Below are 26,208 nucleotides of genomic sequence, written 5' to 3'. Positions count from 1 at the left end.
AGTGTGCGTGTCGCGGAAGGATCGCCTGGTGGGTGCAGAAGTCTCCGTTGAGGGTTTGACGAAGTCCTTTGGTTCACAACGAATCTGGGGGAACGTCAGCCTGTCCCTGCCGCCGGGTGAAGTGAGCGTGCTGCTGGGACCGTCCGGTACCGGCAAGTCGGTGTTCCTGAAGTCGCTGATCGGCCTGTTGCGCCCGGAAGAGGGCGCCATCTATATCGACGGCACCAACATCATGGAGTGCTCCTCCAAGGAGCTCTACGAAATCCGCAAGCTGTTCGGCGTGATGTTCCAGGACGGCGCGCTGTTCGGCTCCATGAACCTGTACGACAACACCGCCTTCCCCTTGCGTGAGCACACCAAGAAGAAGGAATCCGAGATCCGCGACATCGTCATGCAGAAGCTTGACGTGGTGGGTCTGACGGGCCACGAGACCAAGTTCCCGGGTGAAATCTCCGGTGGTATGCGTAAGCGTGCCGGCCTGGCCCGCTCGTTGGTGCTGGACCCGCAGATCATCCTCTGTGACGAGCCGGACTCCGGTCTGGACCCGGTGCGTACCGCCTACCTGAGCCAGCTGCTCATCGACATCAACGCGCAGATCGACGCCACGATCCTGATCGTGACGCACAACATCAACATCGCCCGTACGGTGCCAGACAACATGGGCATGCTGTACCGGCGCGAGCTCGTCATGTTCGGCCCCCGTGAGGTGCTGCTGACCAGTGATGAGCCGGTGATCAAGCAGTTCCTCAACGGCCGCCGTATCGGGCCCATCGGTATGTCCGAGGAGAAGGACGAGGCCACCATGGCCGAGGAGCAGGCGCACCTGGACGCCGGGCACCACGACGGTGGCGTCGAGGAGATCGAGGGCGTGCCGCCGCAGATCCAGGCCACCCCGGGTATGCCCGAGCGTGCGGCGGTTGGGCGCCGCCAGGCGCGGGTGCGCGAGATCATGCACCAGCTGCCTCCGAATGCGCAGGCCGCGATCCAGGACAGCTTCTCCGACACTCACCAGTTCCCCGTGCACACCTTCGGTGACGAGCCGACCCGTGCCACCACTGCCACGCTGGCGCCGCCGCACGCCGAGCAGGCCACGCAGGCCATCGACACGAGCGACGACGACGCTCCCACGGGCCAGATCCCGCCCGTACGCGGTTAGTAGGAACCCGGCGCGAATGCCGGGTTCATCGAGTGAGTGCGAGCCGTCGAGCTGGGAGACCGCGACGGCCGCATCGTGATGGTGCGAGGCAGGCTGCCGATAGGGCGCCGGCGTCGTTGCCGAGGGCATACCGGATGCACGTCATCGCGGTCTTCTGCCTGCGCCCGGTATGCGCTCGGCGTTGCGAAGAAAGAAACGCCGAAAATACTGGCGCTATCTCTTGACGGGCGGCGTGCGACGAGTCACTCTGTTTGGCAGCACGGACGTATGCGAATGCAGTGAGGCCGCCAGCCAGCACTGATCCGCATAATTGACCGGGCAGTTGAAGGCTGCGCGATAGTACGCTATTGTTAGACGTTGCGCTGGCTGCCTCCTGCCCACCTTCCCTCGCCACGACGGTGTTGATTCTTGTTGTGACCGATCGGGTGTGTGTTTGGTCGTTGCTTGCGCAAAACAACGCAGATGCGCGGCAACACTGGAGGACCGATCTTGGCAGTCTCTCGCCAGACTAAGACCGATAACGCAACTACTAACTCCGTACCCGGGGCCCCTAGCCGACTTTCCTTCGCCAAGCTGCGTGAACCGCTCGCGGTTCCCGGCCTGCTGGATGTGCAGACGGATTCTTTTGAATGGCTGGTTGGTTCACCCCGTTGGCGTGAGGTTGCGACTGCTCGCGGTGAGGTGAACCCGACCGGCGGCCTTGAGGAGATCCTCACGGAGCTCTCGCCGATCGAGGACTTCTCCGGCTCGATGTCGCTGTCCTTCAGCGACCCGCGCTTCGACGAGGTCAAGGCACCCGTCGACGAGTGCAAAGACAAGGACATGACGTACGCGGCTCCGCTGTTCGTCACGGCCGAGTTCATCAACAACAACACCGGCGAGATCAAGAGCCAGACGGTCTTCATGGGTGATTTCCCGATGATGACCGAGATGGGCACCTTCATCATCAACGGCACCGAGCGCGTCGTCGTGTCGCAGCTCGTCCGTTCGCCCGGCGTCTACTTCGACGAGAACATCGACAAGTCGACCGAGAAGACCCTGCACAGCGTCAAGGTCATCCCCGGCCGTGGTGCATGGCTCGAGTTCGATGTCGACAAGCGCGACACCGTGGGTGTGCGCATCGATCGCAAGCGTCGTCAGCCCGTCACCGTGCTGCTGAAGGCGCTCGGCTGGACGAACGAGCAGATCGTCGAGCGTTTCGGGTTCTCCGAGATCATGATGGGGACCCTGGAGAAGGACAACATCGCCGGTCCCGATGAGGCGCTGCTGGACATCTACCGCAAGCTGCGTCCGGGCGAGCCGCCGACCAAGGAGTCCGCGCAGGCCCTGCTGGAGAACCTGTTCTTCAAGGAGAAGCGCTACGACCTGGCCCGCGTGGGCCGGTACAAGGTGAATAAGAAGCTGGGTCTTGGCGGTGCCAACCCGGCCCTGGTGACTGCCACCACGCTCACCGAGGAAGACGTCGTCGCCACCATCGAGTACCTGGTGCGTCTGCACGAGGGTCAGACCACGATGACCGCCCCCGGCGGTCTCGAGGTCCCCGTCGAGGTCGACGACATCGACCACTTCGGTAACCGTCGTCTGCGTACTGTCGGCGAGCTGATCCAGAACCAGATCCGGGTCGGCCTGTCGCGTATGGAGCGCGTCGTGCGCGAGCGCATGACCACTCAGGACGTCGAGGCGATCACTCCGCAGACCCTGATCAACATCCGTCCCGTCGTGGCGGCGATCAAGGAGTTCTTCGGAACCAGCCAGCTCTCGCAGTTCATGGACCAGAACAACCCGCTGTCGGGTCTGACCCACAAGCGTCGTCTGTCGGCGCTGGGCCCGGGTGGTCTGACCCGTGACCGCGCTGGTCTTGAGGTCCGCGACGTGCACCCCTCGCACTACGGCCGCATGTGCCCGATCGAGACCCCGGAAGGCCCGAACATCGGCCTGATCGGCTCGCTGTCGGTGTACGCGCGGGTTAACCCGTTCGGCTTCATCGAGACGCCGTACCGCAAGGTGGTCGAGGGTGTCGTCACCGACGAGATCCGCTACCTGACCGCCGACGAAGAGGACCGCCACGTGGTGGCGCAGGCCAACTCGCCGACCGATGAGAAGGGCCGCTTCACCGAGGAGCGCGTCCTGGTGCGCCGTAAGGGTGGCGAGGTCGAGTTCGTGCCGTCGACGGGCGTCGACTACATGGACGTCTCGCCGCGCCAGATGGTGTCGGTCGCGACCGCGATGATCCCGTTCCTGGAGCACGACGACGCCAACCGTGCCCTGATGGGTGCCAACATGCAGCGCCAGGCGGTTCCGCTGGTGCGTAGCGAGGCCCCGCTGGTCGGTACCGGTATGGAGCTGCGCGCTGCCATCGACGCCGGCGACGTCGTCGTCGCGGAGAAGGCCGGTGTCATCGAAGAGGTGTCCGCCGACTACGTCACCGTGATGGCAGACGACGCCACCCGGCAGAGCTACCGGTTGCGCAAGTTCGCCCGTTCCAACCACGGCACCTGTGCCAATCAGCGCCCGATTGTGGACGAAGGTCAGCGGGTCGAGATCGGTCAGGTCATCGCCGACGGTCCTTGCACCGAGAACGGCGAAATGGCCCTCGGTAAGAACCTGCTTGTGGCGATCATGCCGTGGGAAGGCCACAACTACGAGGACGCCATCATCCTGTCCAACCGTCTGGTGGAAGAGGACGTGCTCACCTCGATTCACATCGAAGAGCACGAAATCGATGCGCGCGACACCAAGCTGGGCGCCGAGGAGATCACTCGGGATATCCCGAACGTCTCCGATGAGGTGCTGGCAGACCTCGACGAGCGCGGCATCGTCCGCATCGGCGCCGAGGTTCGCGACGGCGACATCCTCGTCGGCAAGGTCACCCCGAAGGGCGAGACCGAGCTGACCCCCGAGGAGCGCCTGCTGCGTGCCATCTTCGGTGAGAAGGCCCGCGAGGTTCGCGACACCTCCTTGAAGGTGCCCCACGGTGAGTCCGGCAAGGTCATCGGTATCCGTGTCTTCTCGCGTGATGACGACGACGATCTGCCCGCCGGCGTGAACGAGCTCGTTCGCGTGTACGTCGCGCAGAAGCGCAAGATCTCCGACGGTGACAAGCTGGCCGGACGCCACGGCAACAAGGGCGTCATCGGCAAGATCCTGCCCGTCGAGGACATGCCGTTCCTGCCCGATGGCACCCCAGTCGACGTCATCCTGAACACGCACGGTGTGCCGCGTCGTATGAACATCGGCCAGATCCTGGAGACCCACCTGGGGTGGGTGGCCAAGACCGGCTGGAACATCGAGGGCAACCCCGAGTGGGCGCAGAACCTCCCCGAGGATCTGCAGTCGGCCCCGGCCGACACCCGCACGGCCACCCCGGTGTTCGACGGTGCCCGCGAGGAGGAGCTGACCGGACTGCTGTCCTCGACGCTGCCCAACCGGGACGGCGAGGTCATGGTGGACGGTGACGGCAAGGCACGGCTGTTCGACGGCCGTAGCGGCGAGCCGTTCCCGTACCCGGTGACAGTCGGCTACATGTACATCCTGAAGCTGCACCACTTGGTCGACGACAAGATTCACGCGCGTTCGACCGGGCCGTACTCGATGATCACCCAGCAGCCGCTCGGTGGTAAGGCGCAGTTCGGTGGTCAGCGATTCGGTGAGATGGAGTGCTGGGCCATGCAGGCCTACGGTGCGGCATACACGCTGCAGGAGCTGTTGACCATCAAGTCCGACGACACCGTCGGTCGTGTGAAGGTCTACGAGGCGATCGTCAAGGGCGAGAACATCCCCGAGCCGGGGATCCCGGAGTCGTTCAAGGTTCTGCTCAAGGAACTCCAGTCGCTGTGCCTGAACGTGGAGGTGCTTTCCAAGGAAGGCACCACCATCGAAATGCGCGATGGCGATGACGAGGACCTGGAGCGCGCTGCCGCGAACCTGGGAATCAACCTGTCCCGCAACGAATCTGCGTCCATTGAGGACTTCGCCTAACCGAATTCTATCCCGCAAGGGGAAAGGGAGTTTACGTGCTCGACGTCAACTTCTTCGATGAACTCCGTATCGGCCTCGCGTCGGCGGATGACATCCGTAACTGGTCCTTTGGCGAAGTCAAGAAGCCGGAGACCATCAACTACCGCACGCTCAAGCCTGAGAAGGACGGCCTGTTCTGCGAGAAGATCTTCGGACCTACTCGCGACTGGGAGTGCTACTGCGGCAAGTACAAGCGCGTGCGCTTCAAGGGCATCATCTGCGAGCGCTGCGGCGTCGAGGTAACTCGCGCCAAGGTGCGCCGTGAGCGGATGGGCCACATCGAACTGGCCGCCCCGGTCACGCACATCTGGTACTTCAAGGGTGTTCCGTCGCGTCTCGGATACCTGCTCGACCTGGCGCCGAAGGATCTGGAAAAGATCATCTACTTCGCCGCCTACGTCATCACCGCCGTCGACGACGAGCTGCGCCACAACGAGCTCTCGACGCTCGAGGCCGAGATGGAGGTCGAGAAGAAGGCTGTCGCAGATCAACGCGATGCCGACCTGGAGGCCCGCGCCCAGAAGCTCGAAGCCGACCTGGCCGAGCTCGAGGCCGAGGGTGCCAAGTCCGACGTGCGCCGCAAGGTGCGCGACGGCGGCGAGCGCGAGATGCGTCAGCTTCGCGATCGGTCGCAGCGTGAGCTGGACCGGCTCGACGAAATCTGGACCACCTTCACCAAGCTGGCTCCCAAGCAGCTGATCGTCGATGAGGTGCTCTACCGCGAGATCGTCGACCGTTACGGCGAGTACTTCACCGGTGCCATGGGTGCCGAGGCCGTGCAGAAGCTCATTCAGACCTTCGATCTCGATGCCGAGGCCGAGAACCTGCGCGAGACCATCCGCAGTGGCAAGGGGCAGAAGAAGCTTCGCGCCCTCAAGCGCCTGAAGGTGGTGGCAGCGTTCCAGAACTCCACCAACAGCCCCGGTGGCATGGTGCTCGACGCGGTACCGGTGATCCCGCCGGAGCTGCGTCCGATGGTTCAGCTCGACGGTGGCCGTTTCGCGACCTCCGACCTGAACGACCTGTACCGCCGCGTGATCAACCGCAACAACCGCCTCAAGCGACTGATCGATCTGGGTGCGCCCGAGATCATCGTCAACAACGAGAAGCGGATGCTGCAGGAGTCCGTGGATGCGCTGTTCGACAACGGCCGTCGTGGACGTCCGGTCACCGGACCGGGTAACCGTCCGCTGAAGTCGCTGTCGGATCTGCTCAAGGGTAAGCAGGGTCGGTTCCGTCAGAACCTGCTCGGTAAGCGCGTCGACTACTCGGGCCGTTCGGTCATCGTGGTCGGCCCGCAGCTCAAGCTGCATCAGTGTGGTCTGCCGAAGCTGATGGCTCTTGAGCTGTTCAAGCCCTTCGTGATGAAGCGTCTGGTCGACCTGAACCACGCGCAGAACATCAAGAGCGCCAAGCGCATGGTGGAGCGTCAGCGCGCTCAGGTGTGGGATGTCCTCGAAGAGGTCATCGCCGAGCATCCGGTGCTGCTGAACCGTGCACCAACGCTGCACCGCCTGGGTATCCAGGCCTTCGAGCCGCAGCTGGTGGAAGGCAAGGCAATTCAGCTGCACCCGCTGGTGTGTGAGGCGTTCAACGCCGACTTCGACGGTGACCAGATGGCCGTGCACCTGCCGCTGTCGGCAGAGGCGCAGGCCGAGGCTCGCATCCTGATGCTGTCCTCGAACAACATCCTGTCGCCCGCGTCGGGCCGCCCGCTGGCCATGCCGCGTCTGGACATGGTGACCGGTCTGTACTTCCTGACCACCGAGGTCCCCGGCGATACCGGTGCGCATGCCCCGGCCGCCAAGGACCAGCCGGAGACCGGTGTGTACAGCTCGCCCGCCGAGGCCATCATGGCCCTGGACCGTGGCGCGCTGAGCGTGCGTGCGCCGATCCGGGTCCGGCTGACGCAGCAGCGTCCGCCGGCCGAGGTTGAGGCCGCGCTGTTCGAAAACGGTTGGCAGCCAGGCGATGCCTGGGTCGCCGAGACCACGCTGGGCCGCGTGCTGTTCAACGAGCTGCTGCCCCACGGGTACCCGTTCGTGAACAAGCAGATGCACAAGAAGGTGCAGTCGGCGATCATCAACGACCTCGCCGAGCGGTTCCCGATGATCGTGGTTGCGCAGACCGTCGACAAGCTCAAGGACGCCGGTTTCCACTGGGCCACGCGCTCGGGTGTCACGGTCTCGATGGCCGACGTGCTGGTGCCGCCGCAGAAGGCGGAGATTCTGGACCGCTACGAGAAGGAAGCGGAGCGGATCGAAAAGCAGTACCAGCGTGGTGCTTTGAACAACCAGGAGCGTCGCGACGCGCTGGTCAAGATCTGGCAGGAAGCCACCGACGAGGTCGGTAAGGCGCTGGAGGAGCACTACCCGGCCGACAACCCGATCACCTTGCTGCCCAAGTCCGGCGCGACCGGAAACATGACTCAGGTGCGCAACCTGGCGGGCATGAAGGGTCTGGTGACCAACCCGAAGGGTGAGTACATCCCGCGGCCGATCAAGTCCTCGTTCCGTGAGGGCCTGACCGTTCTGGAGTACTTCATCAACACGCACGGCGCCCGTAAGGGTCTGGCGGACACCGCGCTTCGTACCGCTGACTCGGGTTACCTGACCCGTCGTCTGGTGGACGTCTCGCAGGACGTCATCGTCCGCGAGCACGACTGCGGTACCGAGCGTGGCATCAACGTGACCATCGCCGAGAAGCAGGACGACGGCACGCTGATCCGCGACGCGCACATCGAAACCTCTGCGTACGCACGGACTCTCGCCGCTGACGCGGTAGATGCCGATGGCAACGTGCTGGTGGAGCGTGGACACGACCTGGGTGACCCGGCGATCGAGAAGCTTCTCGCCGCGGGTGTTACCACGGTCAAGGTGCGGTCGGTGCTCACCTGCACCACCGGCACCGGGGTCTGCGCGATGTGCTACGGCCGCTCGATGGCGACCGGCAAGCTCGTCGACATCGGTGAGGCGGCGGGCATCGTGGCCGCACAGTCCATCGGTGAGCCCGGTACGCAGCTGACCATGCGTACCTTCCACCAGGGTGGCGTCGGTGACGACATCACCGGTGGTTTGCCGCGTGTCACCGAGCTGTTCGAGGCGCGAGTTCCTAAGGGCAAGGCGCCGATTGCCGATGTCACCGGACGGGTTCGCCTGGAAGAGGGCGAGCGCTTCTACAAGATCACCATCATCCCGGATGACGGTGGCGAGGAAGTTGTCTACGACAAGCTCTCCAAGCGTCAGCGCCTGCGCGTCTTCAAGCACGAGGACGGTTCGGAGCGTCCACTGGCCGACGGCGACCACGTCGAGGTCGGCCAGCAGCTCATGGAGGGTGCGGCCGATCCGCACGAGGTGCTCCGTGTCATGGGTCCGCGTCAGGTGCAGGTGCACCTGGTCAACGAGGTCCAGGAGGTGTACCGCAGCCAGGGTGTGTCGATCCACGACAAGCACATCGAGGTCATCGTGCGCCAGATGCTGCGCCGCGTGACGATCATCGACTCGGGCGCAACGGAATTCCTGCCCGGCTCGCTGACCGAGCGTGGCGAGTTCGAGACCGCGAACCGTCGCGTGGTGGCCGAGGGCAACGAGCCCGCGGCCGGCCGTCCGGTGCTGATGGGTATCACCAAGGCATCGCTGGCCACCGACTCGTGGCTGTCGGCTGCGTCCTTCCAGGAGACCACTCGCGTGCTGACCGATGCGGCTATCAACTGCCGCAGCGACAGACTGAATGGTCTGAAGGAGAACGTCATCATCGGTAAGTTGATCCCGGCTGGTACCGGTATCAACCGCTACCGCAACATTTCGGTGCAACCGACCGAAGAGGCGCGGGCCGCCGCGTACACGATCCCGTCGTACGAGGATCAGTACTACAGCCCCGACTTCGGTTCCAACACCGGTGCTGCGGTGCCGCTGGACGACTACGGATACAGCGACTACCGCTAGATCGCAAGCACGAGAAGGGCCCCCGGGTTACACCCCGGGGGCCTTTCCATTTCGCCGCGCGGCGGTCCACGCGCGCCGGAATGCACTCCCGGCCACGACGACGAGAACCACGGGTGCGATGAGCCATTCGAGGAACGCGTCGATCGCGATGATCGGCCCGGCTACCGGGCACTGATGACGGAACTGCGCGTAGAAGAAGCCCTGCACCGCGGTGAGCACCGCCAGGCTTATCCAAAAGAGCGCCCAGGGCCGACTGACCGCGACCCCAGGGCCGTTGGAATTGCACATGCCGAACGTGGTGATGCCCATCAGGGCAGCCGCCATGGTTGCGGTGCCGTAGACGATCCACCAGCGACAAATGCCCAGACCGAGTTGTCCGGCGATGATCATGAACGGAAGCGCCGCGGCGAATATCGGCAATGCCACGCGTCCGATGAACTGTTGGTTGAGCATGCCAGAAGCCTATGGACGTAAGAGAAGTCGGTTCAGCGCATAAATACCTAGCCAGGCCACGCAATTCCACGCGAGTTGTGGACGGTGTGTCCGAGTTTCCCGTGCAATAAGTGTCTACTCACGCAATGATGTCCGGATGACCGTTGCCAATTCCGAATCCGAGACGCCCGACGCCGGTTACTCACGTGGCCTATCCGCACGCACGGTGCAGATGATCGCGATCGGCGGTGCGATCGGCACCGGCCTCTTCTATGGCGCCGGTGGTGCTATCGAGAAGGCCGGTCCGGCGCTCATCTTGGCGTACCTGGTGGCAGGCCTGGCCATCTTCGTGATCATGCGGGCACTCGGTGAACTGTTGGTCTATCGGCCTGTGTCGGGCAGTATCTCCGAATACGCCGAAGAGTTCATGGGACGCTTCGCCGGATTCGCCAACGGCTGGACGTACTGGGCGGTGTGGGCCACCACGTGTATGGCGGAGATTACCGTCGCCGGGGTCTACATCCAGAGGTGGTGGCCCGGCATCCCGCAATGGGTCACCGCGCTGGCTGTTCTGCTGATCCTGTTCGCGGCCAACCTGATATCGGTGAAGATCTTCGGCGAGGCCGAGTTCTGGTTCTCGATGATCAAGGTGACGGCGATCGTCGGCATGATCATCATCGGTATCGGTGTGCTGCTTCCCATTGCGGGCCTCGGACCGGAATCGGGCCCCACTGTCGCCAATCTGTGGAACGACGGCGGGTTCTTCCCGACCGGATTCAGCCAGGCGCTACTGAGCTTGCAGATCGTCGTGTTCGCCTATGTCGGTGTTGAGCTCGTGGGTGTGACGGCGGGGGAGGCCGAGAACCCGAAAGTCACCCTGCGCAAGGCGATTAATACGCTGCCGTTCCGCATCGGGCTGTTTTACGTGGGCGCGCTGATTGTCATCCTGTCGATTCAGGGCTGGCGGAACTACCACAAGGGCGAGAGCCCCTTCGTCGCGGTGTTCGAGTACCTGAACATTCCGCAGGCGGCGAACATCGTGAACTTCATCCTGCTCACGGCCGCCCTGTCCTCCTGCAACTCGGGTATCTACTCCACGGGCCGGATGGTGCGCAGCCTGGCGCAACGCGGCGACGCCCCGGTGGGTTTGCAGTCGCTGAGTTCACGGCACGTCCCGATGTTGGCCATCTGCTTCTCCGCTCTGGCCATGGGCATCGGCGTATTCGTCAACTGGCTATCACCGGACAAGGCGTTTGCCTACATCACGTCGGTATCGACCATTGGCATCATCTTCGTCTGGGGCTCAATCTTGGTGTCCCACTTGATTTACCGGAAGCGGGTCGCGGCGGGAGAACTGCCTGCCTCGGATTACAGGCTGCCGGGGGCGCCGGTGACGAATTTCTTGGCGCTGGCCTTCCTTGCGCTGGTCGTGGTGCTGCTGTTCTTCACGGAGGACGGCCGTACCGCGATCCTGGTGGGCCTGGTGTGGTTCGCGATCGTGGTGCTCGGGTACTTCGTACACCACGGAGAGCCGGTACAGCGCGAAAAACAAGACGCTTAAGCGCGGTCGGTGTCGAGTCTGACCTCGACGCGCACTCGGTCTCCGGGCCCCTTGTTCAGCTGTTTCTGAATGTCCTTGCGCACCCCGAGCAGGTGCCTGCCGCCATACGGTGCCAGCGAGCCCGTGTAGGTCACCGAGCCGTCGAACACGACGCACACCGGCACCCTGACCTTCACTCCGAAGGTGTCGACGGCGGAGAGTGGGAACTCGACGTAGGCGCCGGGGCCCTCGGGCTGCTCGATCGTCGCCTCGAAGGTGATGGTGCCCGGGTCGCGGTAGTGCACCATGGCGCTTACGAACCGATGAGGTCGTCGATTTGGTTGATCGCCGACGAGGCACCTTCGATGACGCCCATGTCCAGCACCTGTTGCAGCGCCTCGGCAGTCTCAAACGTGCTGACGTAGGTCGCCAAGGTGCGGCCGTCCTTTTCGACGAAGGTGTAGACGTTCGTCGAGACAGGCATGTTGTCCACCGGATTCAGATCTTCGTCGGAGAAGCCATCCCTGAACGCGAAGCTGTTCGGTTCATCGATTGTCGTGAGCTCCCACCAGCCCGCATACCGTGCGCCATCCGGTCCGGTCATGTAGTAATTCACCCGGCCGCCCGGCGTGAAGTCATGGTCGACGAACGTGGCCGGATGGCTTGGTGGGCCCCATACCTTTTCGAGTTGACGCGGGTCGGCGTAGATCTGCCAGATCCGGCTGATCGGCGCTTCGAACTCCGCGTCGATGGTGATGGTCAGGGTGTCGATATCATGAGTGACGTTGGTGACGGGCATGATTCAGTCCTTATGTGGTGTCTCGAGCGTCGGTGATGGGAATGCAATGAGTTCGTCGATGCGGGCGATCCTGCCGCGCCAGAACTGCTCAAGCTCGGTGAGCATGCTGCCGACCGAGCGAACCGCTTCCACATCGCCGCTGGCCAGCTGCTCGCGACCGTTACGTCTTTTTGTGAGCAGTCCGGCTTTTTCCAGCACGGCGACGTGCTTCTGCACTGCGGCAAAACTCATGTCGTAGTTCGCCGCAAGCGTCGAGACCGAGTGCTCACCGGCCAGTACTCGCCGCAGGATGTCGCGTCGGGTGCGGTCGGAGAGTGCATGGAACATGGCGTCAGCCCTGTCCTCATCCGAGTCGGTCACGATCTCCAATCTACAACCGTTTGGTTGTATGTCAATAGTTTGATGGCGCCGGAGTTGCGACGGCTGTCAGGAGAACGGGCGAATCACGTCGTATCGACTGGTGGCTACGGTGTCGATATTGATATGGGCTCCAAAGGCTTTGACACTTTCCAGCATGGCCATCGCGCGTTGGCCCAGCTGTTGTTGATCCGTGGCGCCGTACCAGGCCAGCGGGTCGGTGAGGGCTGCCGCGGGGAACTGCTCGAAGACCACGGCCGAGATCGCGGGTGCGTCGGCGGTGACGGCGCGTACGACCAGGTTCTGTTCGTAGCCGATGGTCGACTGCAGCTCGAGTGCGTTGTGGGTATGCGCGCCCTGCCATTGTTGGCGCCAGGCGTCGAAGGGCATATCGGTGGGCTTGCGCAGCAATGCGATGTTGGTGAAACCCGTTGACCGCGATCCCGGTTCGGGCTCGGGAGCCGGCAGCGGCACCGACTCCGTCACCAGATATCCGTGCGCATAGGCCGACGCCGCGGCGAGGATTGTCTCGATCTCGCGTATCGCGGGACCGTATGACTGCTGAACCCACACGCTGACGGCGGCGGCGAAGGGTGGGTCCAGGGTTACCAGGCGCAGGCTCGCGGCACGCACCGCGGCGTCATGCACGCACACGGTCAGGCCATGCACGCCCGCGGCCCGGATCTTGTCGACAACGGCCGTGCGTAGCTGCTCGGACCACTCATCGGTGGCGACGTCGGACGGTTGGCGCAGCACGAAGACGACCTTCTCCACGCTCTTCTTTCTAGCGCACCAGAGGCGGGCCGAACGGCATGTGAACAAATCTTGTGCGGTTGTCGTAGAAATGTAACACTGGATGCATGGCCGATACGCATGTCGTCACCAATCAGGTCCCCGCTCTGCGCGACTACAACGCCGCGACCAGCCCCGTGCTGATGGAAGCCCTTATTCGAGAGGGCGGTCAGTGGGGTGTCGACGAGGTTCTCGAGGTCGGTGCCCTCAACGGCACCGACCGCATGCAGCGCGCCGGCGAGCTGGCGAACCGGAATCGTCCGGTGCTGCACACCCACGACCGTTGGGGCCATCGCGTCGATGAAATCGAGTTCGACCCGGCCTATCACGAGCTCATGCGCGAGGCTGTCGCCCACGGACTACATGGGGCACCGTGGGCCGACGAGCGGCCGGGCACCCACGTCGTGCGCGCCGCGAAGACCGGCGTATGGACTGCCGATCCAGGCCACATGTGCCCCATCTCCATGACGTACGCAGTGGTTCCGGCCCTGCGTGCCAACCCCGAGCTGGCGGCCGTTTACGAGCCGCTGCTGTCCAGTCGCGTCTACGACCCGGTGCTTTCGGTGCCCGCCACCAAGGCGGGGCTGACGGCGGGTATGTCGATGACCGAGAAGCAGGGCGGCTCGGATGTGCGTGCGGGCACCACCACAGCCACATCGAACGCCGACGGCAGCTACACGCTGGTGGGGCACAAGTGGTTCACCTCGGCGCCGATGTGCGACGTGTTCCTGGTGCTCGCCCAGGCGCCCGGCGGCCTGTCATGTTTCTTCTTGCCGCGGATACTGCCGGACGGCACCCGCAACCGGATGCGGTTGCAGCGCTTGAAGGACAAGCTCGGCAACCATTCCAACGCATCCTCGGAGGTCGAGTACGACGGCGCCACGGCATGGCTTGTCGGTGAGGAAGGCAAGGGCGTCAAGACCATCATCGAGATGGTGAACATGACGCGGCTGGACTGCACCCTGGGATCGGCCACCAGCATGCGCACCGGTGTGGCGTTGGCCATGCACCATGCTCAGCACCGCAAGGCCTTTGGTGAGTACCTCATCGATCAGCCACTCATGCGCAACGTGCTCGCGGACCTCGCCATCGAAGCGGAGGCCGCCACCATGGTCGCGATGCGGATGGCGGGTGCCACGGACCGAGCCGCCCGCGGTGATGAGACCGAGTCTCTGTTGCGCCGAATCGGCTTGGCCGCCAGCAAGTATTGGGTGTGTAAGCGGGCAACCCCACATGCCGGTGAGGCGATGGAATGTCTGGGTGGCAACGGGTATGTCGAGGATTCAGGACTGCCGCGTCTTTATCGTGAAGCACCGCTGATGGGAATCTGGGAAGGGTCGGGGAACGTCAGCGCTCTGGACACGTTGCGCGCCATGGCCACCAAGCCCGAGTGCATCGAGGTGCTGTTCAAGGAGCTTGCGCTCGCCCAGGGGCAGGACGAGCGCCTGGACCGTCATATCAACGGATTGCATTCGCAGCTCGGTGATCTGGATTCGGTCACCTACCGTGCCCGCAAGGTCGCCGAGGACATCTGCCTCGCCCTGCAGGGGGCGCTGCTGGTCCGCCATGGACATCCGGCGGTCGCCCAGGCATTCCTAGCGACCCGGCTTGCCGGTGACTGGGGTGGTGCGTTCGGCACTCTTCCCACCGGACTGGACCTATCGCCGATCCTGGAGCGGGCGACCGTCAAGTCGGGTAGCTAGCCGGTGGACACACTCAAGACGATGACCTATGAGGTCACCGACCGCGTCGCGCGCATTACCTTCAACCGGCCCGAACAGGGCAACGCCATCATCGCCGAGACCCCACTGGAGCTGGCGGCACTGGTGGAGCGTGCCGACCTGGACCCGCAGGTTCACGTCATCCTGGTGTCGGGGCGGGGAGATGGATTCTGCGGGGGCTTCGACCTCAGTGCCTATGCTGAGGCGAACGACGAAGGCACAGTACAGTATTCAGGCACGGCGCTAGATGGTGAGGTGCAGCTGCGCAACCATCTGCCGAACATCAACTGGGACCCCATGCTCGACTATCAGATGATGAGCCGATTCACCCGCGGTTTCTCCTCGCTGTTGCACGCCAACAAGCCGACCGTGGTGAAGGTGCACGGGTATTGCGTGGCCGGTGGTACCGACATCGCCTTGCATGCCGACCAGTTGATCGTCGCTGCCGATGCCAAGATCGGATACCCGCCCACCCGGGTATGGGGTGTACCGGCTACCGGGCTGTGGGCGCACAAGCTCGGCGATCAGCGGGCGAAACGTCTTATGCTGACCGGAGATTGCCTATCGGGCAAGCAGGCCTACGAGTGGGGTCTGGCGGTCGAGGCGCCGGAGCCCGATGACCTGGACGAGCGCACCGAGCGACTGGTAGCGCGTATTGCCGCGATGCCGTTGAACCAGTTGATGATGGTCAAGCTCGCATGCAACTCGGTGCTCATCAACCAGGGGATCGCCAACAGTGCCATGGTGGGCACCGTCTTCGACGGCATATCCCGGCACACCGCGGAGGCTCACGCGTTCACGCTCGATGCCATGACGAACGGTTACCGGCAAGCGGTCCGGCATCGTGATGAACCCTTCGGTGATTACGGCCGCAGGCCCACCGACCTGTAGCGATGACTAACCCGGTCGAGCACCACCCGATGACCGCTCGTTCGGTCATCCTGAGCCTGTTGCTGGGCGCACACCCGGCCGAGCTGTCGGTACGGGAAATACGTTCACTGACAACCTTGTTCGGAATCAGCGATACCACGGTAAGGGTGGCGCTGACCCGGATGGTCTCCGCGGGAGATCTTGCGCGAACCACATCGGGATATCGGCTCGCCGAGCGTCTACAGGCGCGTCAGCTTCGGCAGGACGAGGCCTGCGATCCGCATCGACGCTCCTGGAACGGAGACTGGACACAACTGGTGATCACCAGCGTGGGGCGCGATGCTCGTGACCGCAATGACCTGCGAACCACGTTGCGTCAAAGCCGTTTCGGAGAACTACGCGAGGGTGTGTGGCTGCGTCCAGACAATCTGGACATCGAGCTGCCGCCGTCGGTTACCGACCACGTCTGGGTGTTGCAGACCCGGACCGCAACCCCCGAGGCGTTGTCCGACCAGCTGTGGGATCTGCCCGGATGGTCGCTCTATGCGACGGCCCTGCTGCGGTGGTGGGATCAGGCGGAGGCAATTCCTGCGCGATTCGTGCTGGCTGCGGCGATGGTGCGGCACCTGCTGGCCGACCCGGTGCTGCCGGATGAGTTGTTGCCGACGGACTGGCCGGCCGACGACATACGTTCCCGTTACCGGGAGTTCAAGGATGAACTGGTGACACTGCGCGACAACGCCGAGATGGAGGAGGCTTCCCTATGAGTGAGAATGCTGTTCGCGTAGAGAAGGCAGGGCCGGTGACTACGGTCATCCTCAACCGCCCCCACGCCCGTAACGCCGTTGACGGCCCTACCGCCGCGGCGCTGCTCGCGGCGTTCGTCGAGTTCGACGCGGACCCGGAGGCCTCCGTGGCGGTGCTCTGGGGTGATGGTGGAACATTCTGCGCCGGAGCAGATCTCAAGGCCATGGGCACCGACAGTGGAAATGAACTGCACCCGCACGGTCCCGGCCCGATGGGCCCGTCACGGCTGCGGTTGTCCAAACCGGTGATCGCGGCGATATCGGGGCATGCTGTCGCCGGCGGGATCGAGCTCGCGTTGTGGTGTGATCTTCGGGTGGTGGAGGAGGACGCCGTCTTGGGTGTGTTCTGCAGGCGCTGGGGTGTGCCGCTCATCGATGGCGGGACGATCAGATTGCCACGGTTGATCGGGCACTCACGTGCCATGGACCTCATCCTCACGGGGCGTCCGGTTGCCGCACCTGAGGCTCTGGATATCGGTCTGGCCAATCGCGTGGTACCTCGTGGGCGCGCGCGTGCGGCAGCGGAGGCGTTGGCGGCGGAGATCGCGGCATTCCCTCAGCAATGCGTGCGGGCAGACCGCGATTCGGCCATCGCGCAGTGGGGGATGGCGGAGGAAGCAGCATTGGACAACGAGTTCGTCAGCATCGAGCGGGTGGCAGCCGAGGCGCTGGAGGGTGCCGGTCGTTTCGCCTCGGGTGCCGGCCGCCACGGCGCCGGGGTCTGAGCGGTCTGAGCCCCGGGGGTAGCGCCGACACACTCAGACTTCCGGGAGACCCACGGGATGCGGACGTACTGTGGACACCGTGAGTGTGCGGATGGTTCCGGTATCGGCCCTGGTTATTGCCGCCGTGCTGCTGGCCGGCTGCTCGCCCCGGTCCTCCGGCGGTGACGACGACGGTGGCGGATCGCCCGATGTGCAGGTGACCACGGTTCCCGAGGTGAACAACGGGCCCGGTAAGGGTTTCAAACTCGGCGATTGCGGCGGCATGACGGACGCGGAAGTCACTGCGGCGGTGGGTAATCCAGCACTCAAGCGCGATGTGGACAGCCTGCTGGGCTGCCGGTGGTCCACCGGCCCCGGAACTGGAGACACGTCTCTGTCGCTGTACTGGTATCGGGGCAGCTCGGCGCAGAAGGAGGCGTCGGTCGCGCGAAACCTGGGGCACACGGTGGAATCGGTGACCACCAAGTCCTACCCCGGTTACCGCGTGAGCAATGTCGGGTTGTGTGAGCTGTCCGCGGGATCCGGGCCCGATTTCCTGCATTGGTCCCTGCAATCGGGAGACGTCAAGAACGACCCGTGCAAGGCCGTGGAGACCCTGATGGACTCACTGCTCAGCAAGGTAGGCAAGCAATGAAAAGGACTGTCGGCGCGCTTGCCGCAGCGGCGCTGCTCCTCGTCGGACCCACCGGGTGTGCGCGCACCGTCGACGGTTCCGCCGTCGCTCCGGGAGAGTCGCTGAACTCCAACGAGCGAGGCGAGAACGACAAACTGGACCCGTACGGTTTCGCCAACGGTCAGTGTGGTCCGCTCGATGAGAAAACGATCGTGGAGACCGTCAAGGCTGCCCAGATCTACCAGAATTTCTTTGGGGCACTGTGTTATTGGGTCGCGGCCGATGATGCGGGAAATCTCATCGACCTCTTATACGCCTACTACGAGGGTGGTGACGTCGACCGCGATCGCACCGCTGCCGACGGCATGGGGCAAAAGACCGCCGACATTACGATCAACGGCCGCAAGGGGTTCACCAGCACCGGTCCCGGTGGGGGCTGCGGGGTAACGGTTCCGGCCGGTACCGGTTCGTTGACCTGGTGGGTTCAGTACCGCAAGGGCGGCGATAGCTGCGCGGCGGCGCGCCAACTGGTCGAACACATCGTGCAGACGGTGTTGTGAGCGGTGGCTAGGAAGCCTTCTGAATGGTGTTGTTGCTTCCGTAGTTGTTGACCTTGGGCTCGCCCGTCTTGTAGGTCAGCTTGTTCCCGTATCCGGTGACCGTCACTTCGGTCTTCAGCTCGTCGAACGTGACGGTGTTCGAGAAACCCGAGACGGTGACCTTGTCGCAGGCGCCGGTGATGGTGAGTGTGTTGTTGGCGCCCGTGATGTTCAGGCGCTTGCCCCCGTCACACGCAGCGGTCGTGGTTTGGCCGAAGTACCCGATCACGGTCTCATCCCCGATATCGACCTTGGCAGAGGTCGGTGTGGAGGGGCTGGACGAAGCCGAGGTGGACGGGGGAGTCCAGGTGCCGGGCGTCGGATTACTCGAACCCGGTTTGATGGCGCCGCAGCCCGTCAGTCCGAGGGTGACGAGGGCCAGGGCCAGGACCAGATGATGGCGGGACATGACGTCGATTATCCGGAGATGTGGATGACGGCAGGGGGTCAGCCGGGAATGCGGTCGATGAAATTCATCATCCCCAGTTCGCGCCCACGATCGATGACCGCCGGCTCACCGGACTTGTAGAGCACCTTCTGGTTGAAGCCATAGACAGTGATGTCGTTGACCACGTTGTCGGCGATGATCGTGTTGGAGGACCCCTGCACCGAGATCGCGTAGCAGCTGCCGAGAACGGTGATGACGTTCTGCGATCCGTTCACAAAGACCGTGGCGTCGCTGCAATCGATGGTGGTGACGAGCCCGTACTGGGTGATGTGCGTGTCGCCGTTCTTGGCCAGGCGAATGTTGTCGGCGAGGCTTGAACGACCCCCGGGCGAGCTCGTCATCGCGACGATGCCGCCCGTCACCAGGACCCCGACCAGTACGCGTCGCCCAGCGGAAACTAGAACGTGTGTCATTTCAGCGTCCAGATCACGTGATGAGAATAAGCCACGGCGCGCCACGGCAGGCTCGGTAGGCTGACAAACGCAAAGGTGGCGGTGGGGAGAGATAGGGTCATATCAGGCCATCTGCCCAGGCGGCCGCACCAGAGAGCGCCAAACTAGAACGACTCACCCTAAGGTGGCCAGACGTGACGAGCGAGCCCGCAACCGCGCACCGCAGAAATCCTGCGCGGGCGACACGGCTCAACCGCGACACCGTTGTCAACGCCGCGCTGTCTTTTCTCGACCGCGCCGGCTGGGACGCGCTGACGATCAACGCGTTGGCTGTCGAGCTGGGGACAAAGGGGCCATCGCTCTACAACCATGTGGACAGCCTCGATGATCTGCGTCATGAGGTGCGCGATCGGGTGCTGGTCGAGATTGTCGGCATGCTGCACACCGTGAGCGCGGGTCGTACCAGTGAGGACGCAATCCTGGCCATGGCCGGTGCATATCGCAGTTACGCGCATCATCACCCGGGCAGATACGCCGCCTTGACCCGGATGCCGTTCCTGGACGATGTGAACCGGCCGACGATCGACGCACGCGAATTGGCCAAGCCCGCTACCGAGGCCATCGGCGTGTACGGGCTCGACGAGAACACGGCCTTTCATGCGGGCGTCGAGCTGTGGGCGGCGATGCACGGGTTCGTCATGCTGGAGATGACGGGCTTCATGGCGGGCATTGAAATGGATCCCGACATCGCATTTACGGAGATGGTGCACCGCTTCGCGTCGGGTCTTGCCGAGCGCAGGTAGGCAAGTTGCCCGCGTAGCGGCGAGTTGTCGATGACCTGCGCTTTGTCGCTGGTAGGCGAGTTTGTCTCACCGTGATCAGCCCTGGTATGGTAGGGCGCTGTGCCTGGCCAATGGCCACCACTGGGTTACTCAGCGGGGGTCAGATAGGGCGCCAGGTCAATTCGCATGCCCAGAGGGTGAAGGAGTTTTTCTTCGCGGCCGCGGTGCGTGCGACACGCCCGGCCTCGGGATACCGATACGGGCGAAAACCGCAGGACAACAGGGCCTTCATACGGGCTCGCAGTGCTAGAGCCCAGTAGTAGCTAGAGACAGAAAGCCGGTACATGCCAACCATCAACCAGCTGGTCCGTAAGGGTCGCCGGGACAAGATCGCCAAGGTGAAGACCGCGGCCCTTAAGGGCAGCCCGCAGCGCCGTGGCGTGTGCACCCGCGTTTACACCACCACCCCGAAGAAGCCGAACTCGGCGCTGCGGAAGGTGGCCCGTGTGCGGCTGACCAGCGCGGTGGAGGTCACCGCTTACATCCCAGGTGAGGGTCACAACCTGCAGGAGCACTCGATGGTGCTCGTGCGCGGTGGTCGTGTGAAGGACCTCCCCGGTGTGCGCTACAAGATCATCCGCGGCTCGCTGGACACCCAGGGAGTCAAGAACCGCAAGCAGGCTCGCAGCCGCTACGGCGCCAAGAAGGAGAAGAGCTAATGCCGCGTAAGGGACCCGCGCCGTCGCGCCCCCTGGTCAACGACCCGGTTTACAGTTCGCAGCTGGTCACCCAGCTGGTCAACAAGGTGCTGCTCGATGGCAAGAAGTCCATCGCCGAGCGCATCGTGTACGGCGCCCTGGAGCAGGCCCGGGACAAGACCGGCACCGACCCGGTCGTCACCCTCAAGCGCGCCATGGACAACGTCAAGCCCGCCCTCGAGGTGCGCAGCCGCCGCGTCGGTGGTGCCACCTACCAGGTGCCGGTCGAGGTACGTCCCGATCGCTCCACCACTCTGGCGCTGCGCTGGCTGGTGAGCTTCTCGCGCGCTCGTCGTGAGAAGACCATGGTCGAGCGGCTCGCCAACGAGATCCTGGATGCCAGCAATGGCCTGGGCGCATCGGTGAAGCGCCGCGAGGATGTCCACAAGATGGCCGAGGCCAACCGGGCGTTCGCGCACTACCGCTGGTGATCTGACGGGCCTCACCTCACGGCGAGGCCCGCCCAGTTCGTCCATCCCCAATTCGAAGCGAAAGAGCGGAAACTTCTGTGGCACAGGAAGTGCTGACCGACCTGAACAAGGTCCGCAACTTCGGCATCATGGCCCACATCGATGCCGGCAAGACCACCACGACCGAGCGCATCCTCTTCTACACCGGTATCACGTACAAGATCGGTGAGGTCCACGACGGCGCAGCCACCATGGACTGGATGGAGCAGGAGCAGGAGCGCGGCATCACCATCACGTCCGCCGCGACGACCGCTTACTGGAAAGAAAACCAGCTCAACATCATCGACACCCCCGGGCACGTCGACTTCACCGTTGAGGTGGAGCGCAACCTGCGCGTCCTCGATGGTGCCGTTGCGGTTTTCGATGGCAAAGAGGGCGTGGAGCCGCAGTCCGAGCAGGTGTGGCGTCAGGCCGACCGCTACGACGTGCCGCGCATCTGTTTCGTCAACAAGATGGACAAGCTGGGCGCCGACTTCTACTACACGGTAAAGACCATCGAGGATCGCCTCGGTGCGCGCGCGCTGCCCATCCAGCTGCCGATCGGTGCCGAGAACGACTTCGAAGGCATCATCGACCTGGTCGAGATGAACGCCAAGGTGTGGCGTGGCGAGACCAAGATGGGCGAGCAGTACGAGGTTGTCGAGATCCCCGCAGATCTGGCAGAAAAGGCAGCCGAGTACCGCACTGCTCTGCTCGAAGCCGTCGCCGAGACCGATGAGGCGCTGCTCGAGAAGTTTTTTGCCGGCGAAGAGCTGACCATCGACGAGATCAAGGGAGCAATTCGCAAGCTCGTGATCACGTCCGAGGCCTACCCGGTGCTGTGCGGTAGTGCGTTCAAGAACAAGGGTGTGCAGCCCATGCTTGACGCCGTCATCGACTACCTGCCGTCCCCGCTGGACGTCGGCGCCACCACCGGCCACGTGCCCGGCAAAGAGGACGAGCTCATCACCCGTGAGCCCAACACCGACGAGCCGTTCAGCGCGTTGGCGTTCAAGGTGGCCACCCACCCGTTCTTCGGCAAGCTGATCTACATCCGCGTGTACTCGGGCAAGGTCGACTCCGGCACCCAGGTGGTCAACTCCACCAAGGGTAAGAAGGAGCGTCTGGGCAAGCTGTTCCAGATGCACTCCAACAAGGAGAACCCGGTCGAGTCCGCATCCGCCGGCCACATCTACGCTGCGATCGGCCTCAAGGACACCACCACCGGTGACACCCTGTGCGACCCGAGCAACCAGATCGTGCTGGAGTCCATGACATTCCCGGATCCGGTGATCCAGGTGGCCATCGAGCCGAAGACCAAGAGTGACCAGGAGAAACTGGGCACCGCGATCCAGAAGCTGGCCGAGGAAGACCCCACCTTCAAGGTCAAGCAGGACGACGAGACCGGCCAGACCATCATCGGCGGCATGGGCGAGCTGCACCTGGACATCCTGGTGGACCGCATGCGTCGCGAATTCAAGGTCGAGGCGAATGTCGGTAAGCCGCAGGTGGCCTACCGCGAGACCATCCGCCGCGCGGTGGAGAAGGTCGAGTTCACCCATAAGAAGCAGACGGGTGGTTCGGGCCAGTTCGCGAAGGTGATTATCTCCGTCGAACCGCTGGTGGATGCCGAGGACGGCGCCACCTACGAGTTCGCGAACAAGGTCACCGGTGGCCGCGTTCCGCGTGAGTACATCCCGTCGGTGGATGCCGGTGCGCAGGACGCCATGCAGTACGGCATCTTGGCCGGCTATCCGCTGGTGAACGTCAAGGTCACGCTGCTCGACGGCGCGTACCACGATGTTGACTCGTCGGAAATGGCCTTCAAGATTGCGGGTTCCCAGGCATTCAAAAAGGCTGCCGGACAAGCACAGCCGGTCATCCTGGAGCCCATCATGGCTGTCGAGGTCACCACACCCGAGGACTACATGGGTGACGTGATCGGCGACCTGAACTCCCGCCGTGGCCAGATCCAGGCTATGGAGGAGCGCAGCGGCGCACGTGTCGTCAAGGCACAGGTTCCGCTGTCGGAGATGTTCGGCTACGTCGGCGACCTTCGGTCGAAGACCCAGGGCCGGGCTAACTACTCCATGGTGTTTGACTCGTACGCCGAAGTTCCGGCGAACGTGTCGAAGGAGATCATCGCGAAGGCGACTGGGGAGTAGCGAAAGCTCACAACCCATTCGGACTTGCGCGAGTGAGTCCGCTAGGCAAATGAAAACCCTTGCCTCTGAGAAAGTCTCAGAGACAACCGAAAAGTCCAGGAGGACACAACAGTGGCGAAGGCGAAGTTCGAGCGGACGAAGCCGCACGTCAACATCGGGACCATCGGTCACGTTGACCACGGCAAGACCACTCTCACTGCGGCAATCACCAAGGTGCTGCACGACAAGTACCCCACTCTGAACGAGGCATCAGCCTTCGACCAGATCGACAACGCTCCCGAAGAGAAGGCTCGTGGTATCACGATCAACATCTCGCACGTGGAGTACCAGACCGAGAAGCGTCACTACGCGCACGTCGACGCCCCCGGCCACGCCGACTACATCAAGAACATGATCACCGGTGCCGCCCAGATGGACGGCGCGATCCTGGTAGTCGCCGCGACCGACGGCCCGATGCCGCAGACGCGCGAGCACGTGCTGCTCGCTCGCCAGGTGGGTGTGCCCTACATCCTCGTCGCGCTGAACAAGTCCGACATGGTGGATGACGAGGAGCTCCTCGAGCTCGTCGAGCTGGAGGTCCGGGAGCTGCTGAGCAGCCAGGACTTCGACGGTGACAACGCTCCCGTGGTTCGCGTCTCCGCGCTCAAGGCGCTCGAGGGCGACGCCGAGTGGGCCAAGACCGTTGGCGATCTGATGGACGCTGTCGACGAGTCGATCCCGGACCCGGTTCGCGAGACCGACAAGCCGTTCCTGATGCCCGTCGAAGACGTGTTCACCATCACCGGTCGTGGCACCGTGGTGACCGGCCGCGTCGAGCGCGGCGTGATCAACGTGAACGAGGACGTCGAGATCGTCGGCATCAAGGACACCGTCACCAAGACCACCGTCACCGGTGTCGAGATGTTCCGCAAGCTGCTCGATCAGGGCCAGGCCGGCGACAACGTCGGTCTGCTGGTCCGTGGTGTGAAGCGTGAGGATGTCGAGCGTGGCCAGGTTGTGGTCAAGCCCGGCACCACCACCCCGCACACCGAGTTCGACGGCAGCGTCTACATCCTGTCCAAGGACGAGGGCGGCCGTCACACGCCGTTCTTCAACAACTACCGCCCGCAGTTCTACTTCCGTACCACGGACGTGACCGGCGTGGTGACACTGCCCGAGGGCACCGAGATGGTTATGCCCGGTGACAACACCGACATCTCCGTCAAGCTGATCCAGCCGGTGGCCATGGACGAGGGTCTGCGTTTCGCGATTCGTGAAGGTGGCCGTACCGTCGGCGCCGGTCGCGTGACCAAGATCCACAAGTGATCTAAAAACGCCAAGAAAACGGCGCTCACCCTTCGGGGTGGGCGCCGTTTTCGTTGTGGGCACTGTGGCGAATGTCGACCTGCTGCGCCGTTTCTCGTGCTTTCGCGCGACAAGTCGACAGTCGGCGGGATTGGCTAGCGGGCGAAGGCGTGCCCGGAGGTGTTGTTGTCATGCATCGTGTACGTCGAGGCCACCTTGGCGCGTTTCTCGATCAACTCCGAGAAAAGGTTGTTCACCGCACTGGGATTGGGGTTGAACGCGTCCAACTGCCGGCGCATCAGCCCGATACCGGGCAGCCGATCGAGAACCGCGGACGCATTGGCATTGACGGCCGCCGCCGTGCTGAACAGCCGGCCCGACAGGCGATGGTTGATCCCTTCGAAGGTTGTGCCCTGGAAGAATTCGTCCATTGCGGCCGGTCCCATCAGCATGCTGCCCGGGCCCGCGAGCACTTCCGCGAAAATGCGCCGAACGGGTCCGGTCCGCGTGCCGGATATGCCCGTGGCCAGCGCTTCGATCAGCTCGACGCGCCAACGCGAGGCATCCCCGGAACGGGCCAGCAGGTAGTCCAGATTGCGCATGGCGTCGATGCCGGTGCGTGGCAACAGGTCTTCGGTGACCCCGAACATCAGTGCCCACCGCAGCAGGTAATGCCATACGTCATCGATTTCCCTGAGCGTGCAAGATCTTCCGAGTCGATAGTCGACAAGGAGCGCTCCGAGCATCGCCTCGATGAACCCGCACATGGACGCGTTGGAGATGGGAGCGCCGTACTGGGCGAAGTTGTCTTCACCCCAGGCGCTGCGCAGGCCCCGCCGGGCCAGTGCGTGCACCAGACGAACGCGCATCGTCAGCTTGATCTGTTCGGAGCCGGGTGCCAACCCATCACGGTCGAAGATCATGGAGAAGAACCGGTTCGTCTCCGCCAGTCGTTGGGCACTCTGATAACGGAACCTGCCGGTGGCCCCGGTGGCCGCCGACACATCTGAGTTCATGACGGTGTCGAACACCGCGAAGGTCGCCATGACAGCGGTGGTTGCGGTGGTCACTTGGCGCGCGCGTAGCCGACCCCGTTCCGCCTTGGCCGGATCCCACCATTGCGGCACGCGGTAGGCATCCGCGAACAGTGCGCGCAGCGCCTCGGGAGGATCATCCAGGCTGTCGACGCCATGCTCTACGGCCTGTTCGAACAGCGCTCGGGCCTGGGCGGACCCGAGCTCGTGAAACAGCTCGGCGACGGCGTCCATCGGCTCGTCGCCCTGCCACATGTGGTCGTCGAACAGGCGGGTCGCCGGTGTGGGGGTCACCTCGTCCTCGACATCGAACCAGGGATCGAACAAATAATGTCGGCAGTGGCGCCAGATCCACCCGAATTCGTTCTTGCCCTCGGGGATTGGTCGTAGATCCATGTCCGGGCGGAAGTAGTAGTCGAATGGGTGCGGATCGCCGGACAGTGGTGTGTCGACCACGGTGAGTTCGGGCATCCGGGCGCCTCCTGGTGTTGACGTCGACGTCATTGACAACGCGTATTGTCAATA

The 26,208-nt window shown here is 63.7% G+C and carries 23 protein-coding genes; 15 read left to right on the top strand and 8 right to left on the bottom strand.

The window, feature by feature from the left end; translation table 11 throughout:
• The first annotated feature begins 28 nt into the window (after positions 1-28).
• The 3 genes from MSTE_RS19815 (at position 29) to MSTE_RS19805 (ending at position 9,117) form a co-directional block, all read left to right on the top strand.
• Positions 29-1,156 (top strand): ABC transporter ATP-binding protein, encoded by a 1,128-nt coding sequence (locus tag MSTE_RS19815; RefSeq protein WP_162291469.1) that lies wholly within the window; start codon positions 29-31, stop codon positions 1,154-1,156.
• 462 nt (positions 1,157-1,618) lie between these two features.
• Entirely contained in the window at positions 1,619-5,134 is a 3,516-nt protein-coding gene (gene rpoB / locus MSTE_RS19810) for a DNA-directed RNA polymerase subunit beta (protein WP_096503783.1), read from the top strand.
• 35 nt (positions 5,135-5,169) lie between these two features.
• Positions 5,170-9,117, top strand: coding sequence for a DNA-directed RNA polymerase subunit beta' (locus MSTE_RS19805; RefSeq protein ID WP_096503781.1), 3,948 nt, complete (start codon positions 5,170-5,172; stop codon positions 9,115-9,117).
• 27 nt (positions 9,118-9,144) lie between these two features.
• Here MSTE_RS19805 and MSTE_RS19800 read toward each other — a convergent pair whose 3' ends face one another.
• Entirely contained in the window at positions 9,145-9,570 is a 426-nt protein-coding gene (locus MSTE_RS19800; protein WP_231896927.1) for a hypothetical protein, read from the bottom strand.
• Positions 9,571-9,706: 136 nt separating this feature from the next.
• Between MSTE_RS19800 and MSTE_RS19795 the strand changes: the two genes are divergently transcribed.
• Complete coding sequence (locus tag MSTE_RS19795) at positions 9,707-11,110, top strand: amino acid permease (protein WP_096503779.1); 1,404 nt, start codon at positions 9,707-9,709, stop codon at positions 11,108-11,110.
• Here the strand turns inward: MSTE_RS19795 and MSTE_RS19790 are convergent.
• The 4 genes from MSTE_RS19790 to MSTE_RS19775 form a co-directional block, all read right to left on the bottom strand.
• The gene (locus MSTE_RS19790) at positions 11,107-11,397 is read right to left on the bottom strand and encodes a DUF1905 domain-containing protein (RefSeq protein WP_096503777.1); all 291 of its coding nucleotides are present in this window, start codon (positions 11,395-11,397) and stop codon (positions 11,107-11,109) included. The two genes, MSTE_RS19795 and MSTE_RS19790, sit on opposite strands and share 4 nt — an antisense overlap.
• A 5-nt stretch (positions 11,398-11,402) precedes the next feature.
• A complete protein-coding gene (locus MSTE_RS19785) occupies positions 11,403-11,888 on the bottom strand; it encodes an SRPBCC family protein (RefSeq protein WP_096503775.1) in 486 nt (161 codons plus the stop codon).
• 3 nt (positions 11,889-11,891) lie between these two features.
• Entirely contained in the window at positions 11,892-12,248 is a 357-nt protein-coding gene (locus MSTE_RS19780) for an ArsR/SmtB family transcription factor (protein WP_096506141.1), read from the bottom strand.
• A gap of 66 nt (positions 12,249-12,314) precedes the next feature.
• Complete coding sequence (locus tag MSTE_RS19775; protein WP_096503773.1) at positions 12,315-13,019, bottom strand: hypothetical protein; 705 nt, start codon at positions 13,017-13,019, stop codon at positions 12,315-12,317.
• Between the two features lie 86 nt (positions 13,020-13,105).
• On the opposite strand from MSTE_RS19775, the gene MSTE_RS19770 reads away from it, so the two are divergent.
• The 6 genes from MSTE_RS19770 to MSTE_RS19745 all read left to right on the top strand — a co-directional run bounded on the left by MSTE_RS19770 (position 13,106) and on the right by MSTE_RS19745 (position 18,332).
• A complete protein-coding gene (locus tag MSTE_RS19770) occupies positions 13,106-14,740 on the top strand; it encodes an acyl-CoA dehydrogenase family protein (RefSeq protein WP_096503771.1) in 1,635 nt (544 codons plus the stop codon).
• Between the two features lie 21 nt (positions 14,741-14,761).
• Positions 14,762-15,649 (top strand): crotonase/enoyl-CoA hydratase family protein, encoded by an 888-nt coding sequence (locus MSTE_RS19765; protein WP_096506139.1) that lies wholly within the window; start codon positions 14,762-14,764, stop codon positions 15,647-15,649.
• 2 nt (positions 15,650-15,651) lie between these two features.
• Positions 15,652-16,395 carry a PaaX family transcriptional regulator C-terminal domain-containing protein gene (locus MSTE_RS19760; protein WP_096503769.1) on the top strand — a complete coding sequence of 248 codons (744 nt, stop codon included), beginning with the start codon at positions 15,652-15,654 and terminating at the stop codon, positions 16,393-16,395.
• The gene (locus MSTE_RS19755) at positions 16,392-17,159 is read left to right on the top strand and encodes a crotonase/enoyl-CoA hydratase family protein (RefSeq protein WP_096503767.1); all 768 of its coding nucleotides are present in this window, start codon (positions 16,392-16,394) and stop codon (positions 17,157-17,159) included. Before MSTE_RS19760 ends, MSTE_RS19755 begins: the two co-directional genes overlap by 4 nt.
• Before the next feature lie 70 nt (positions 17,160-17,229).
• On the top strand, positions 17,230-17,793 hold the full coding sequence (locus MSTE_RS19750; protein ID WP_162291467.1) for a DUF3558 domain-containing protein: 564 nt from the start codon (positions 17,230-17,232) through the stop codon (positions 17,791-17,793).
• On the top strand, positions 17,790-18,332 hold the full coding sequence (locus MSTE_RS19745) for a DUF3558 domain-containing protein (protein ID WP_096503765.1): 543 nt from the start codon (positions 17,790-17,792) through the stop codon (positions 18,330-18,332). The genes MSTE_RS19750 and MSTE_RS19745 overlap by 4 nt, the downstream gene beginning before the upstream one ends.
• Positions 18,333-18,339: 7 nt before the next feature.
• On the opposite strand, the gene MSTE_RS19740 is transcribed toward MSTE_RS19745, so the two are convergent.
• The gene (locus MSTE_RS19740) at positions 18,340-18,780 is read right to left on the bottom strand and encodes a DUF3060 domain-containing protein (RefSeq protein WP_096503763.1); all 441 of its coding nucleotides are present in this window, start codon (positions 18,778-18,780) and stop codon (positions 18,340-18,342) included.
• A gap of 38 nt (positions 18,781-18,818) precedes the next feature.
• On the bottom strand, positions 18,819-19,232 hold the full coding sequence (locus tag MSTE_RS19735; protein ID WP_096503761.1) for a DUF3060 domain-containing protein: 414 nt from the start codon (positions 19,230-19,232) through the stop codon (positions 18,819-18,821).
• Between the two features lie 173 nt (positions 19,233-19,405).
• Here MSTE_RS19735 and MSTE_RS19730 point away from each other — a divergent pair, with 173 nt between their 5' ends.
• From MSTE_RS19730 to tuf, 5 genes are all read left to right on the top strand, one after another.
• Positions 19,406-20,014 carry a TetR/AcrR family transcriptional regulator gene (locus MSTE_RS19730; RefSeq protein ID WP_078297737.1) on the top strand — a complete coding sequence of 203 codons (609 nt, stop codon included), beginning with the start codon at positions 19,406-19,408 and terminating at the stop codon, positions 20,012-20,014.
• A 323-nt stretch (positions 20,015-20,337) separates the two neighbouring features.
• Positions 20,338-20,712: a 30S ribosomal protein S12 gene (rpsL, locus tag MSTE_RS19725; RefSeq protein WP_003929602.1), complete on the top strand. Its 375-nt coding sequence runs from the start codon at positions 20,338-20,340 to the stop codon at positions 20,710-20,712.
• Complete coding sequence (rpsG, locus tag MSTE_RS19720) at positions 20,712-21,182, top strand: 30S ribosomal protein S7 (protein ID WP_030096665.1); 471 nt, start codon at positions 20,712-20,714, stop codon at positions 21,180-21,182. The genes rpsL and rpsG overlap by 1 nt, the downstream gene beginning before the upstream one ends.
• Positions 21,183-21,259: 77 nt before the next feature.
• Complete coding sequence (gene fusA, locus MSTE_RS19715) at positions 21,260-23,365, top strand: elongation factor G (protein ID WP_096503759.1); 2,106 nt, start codon at positions 21,260-21,262, stop codon at positions 23,363-23,365.
• A 111-nt stretch (positions 23,366-23,476) separates the two neighbouring features.
• Positions 23,477-24,670 carry an elongation factor Tu gene (tuf, locus tag MSTE_RS19710; protein WP_078288431.1) on the top strand — a complete coding sequence of 398 codons (1,194 nt, stop codon included), beginning with the start codon at positions 23,477-23,479 and terminating at the stop codon, positions 24,668-24,670.
• Between the two features lie 134 nt (positions 24,671-24,804).
• Here tuf and MSTE_RS19705 read toward each other — a convergent pair whose 3' ends face one another.
• On the bottom strand, positions 24,805-26,154 hold the full coding sequence (locus MSTE_RS19705; RefSeq protein WP_096503757.1) for an oxygenase MpaB family protein: 1,350 nt from the start codon (positions 26,152-26,154) through the stop codon (positions 24,805-24,807).
• Positions 26,155-26,208: the final 54 nt, after the last annotated feature.

Origin of the sequence: [Mycobacterium] stephanolepidis (genome assembly GCF_002356335.1) — a bacterium.
Classification (GTDB): Bacteria; Actinomycetota; Actinomycetes; order Mycobacteriales; family Mycobacteriaceae; genus Mycobacterium; species Mycobacterium stephanolepidis.
Note: the sequence above shows the minus strand (reverse complement) of the source record. Positions and strands in the feature narration are given on the sequence as shown.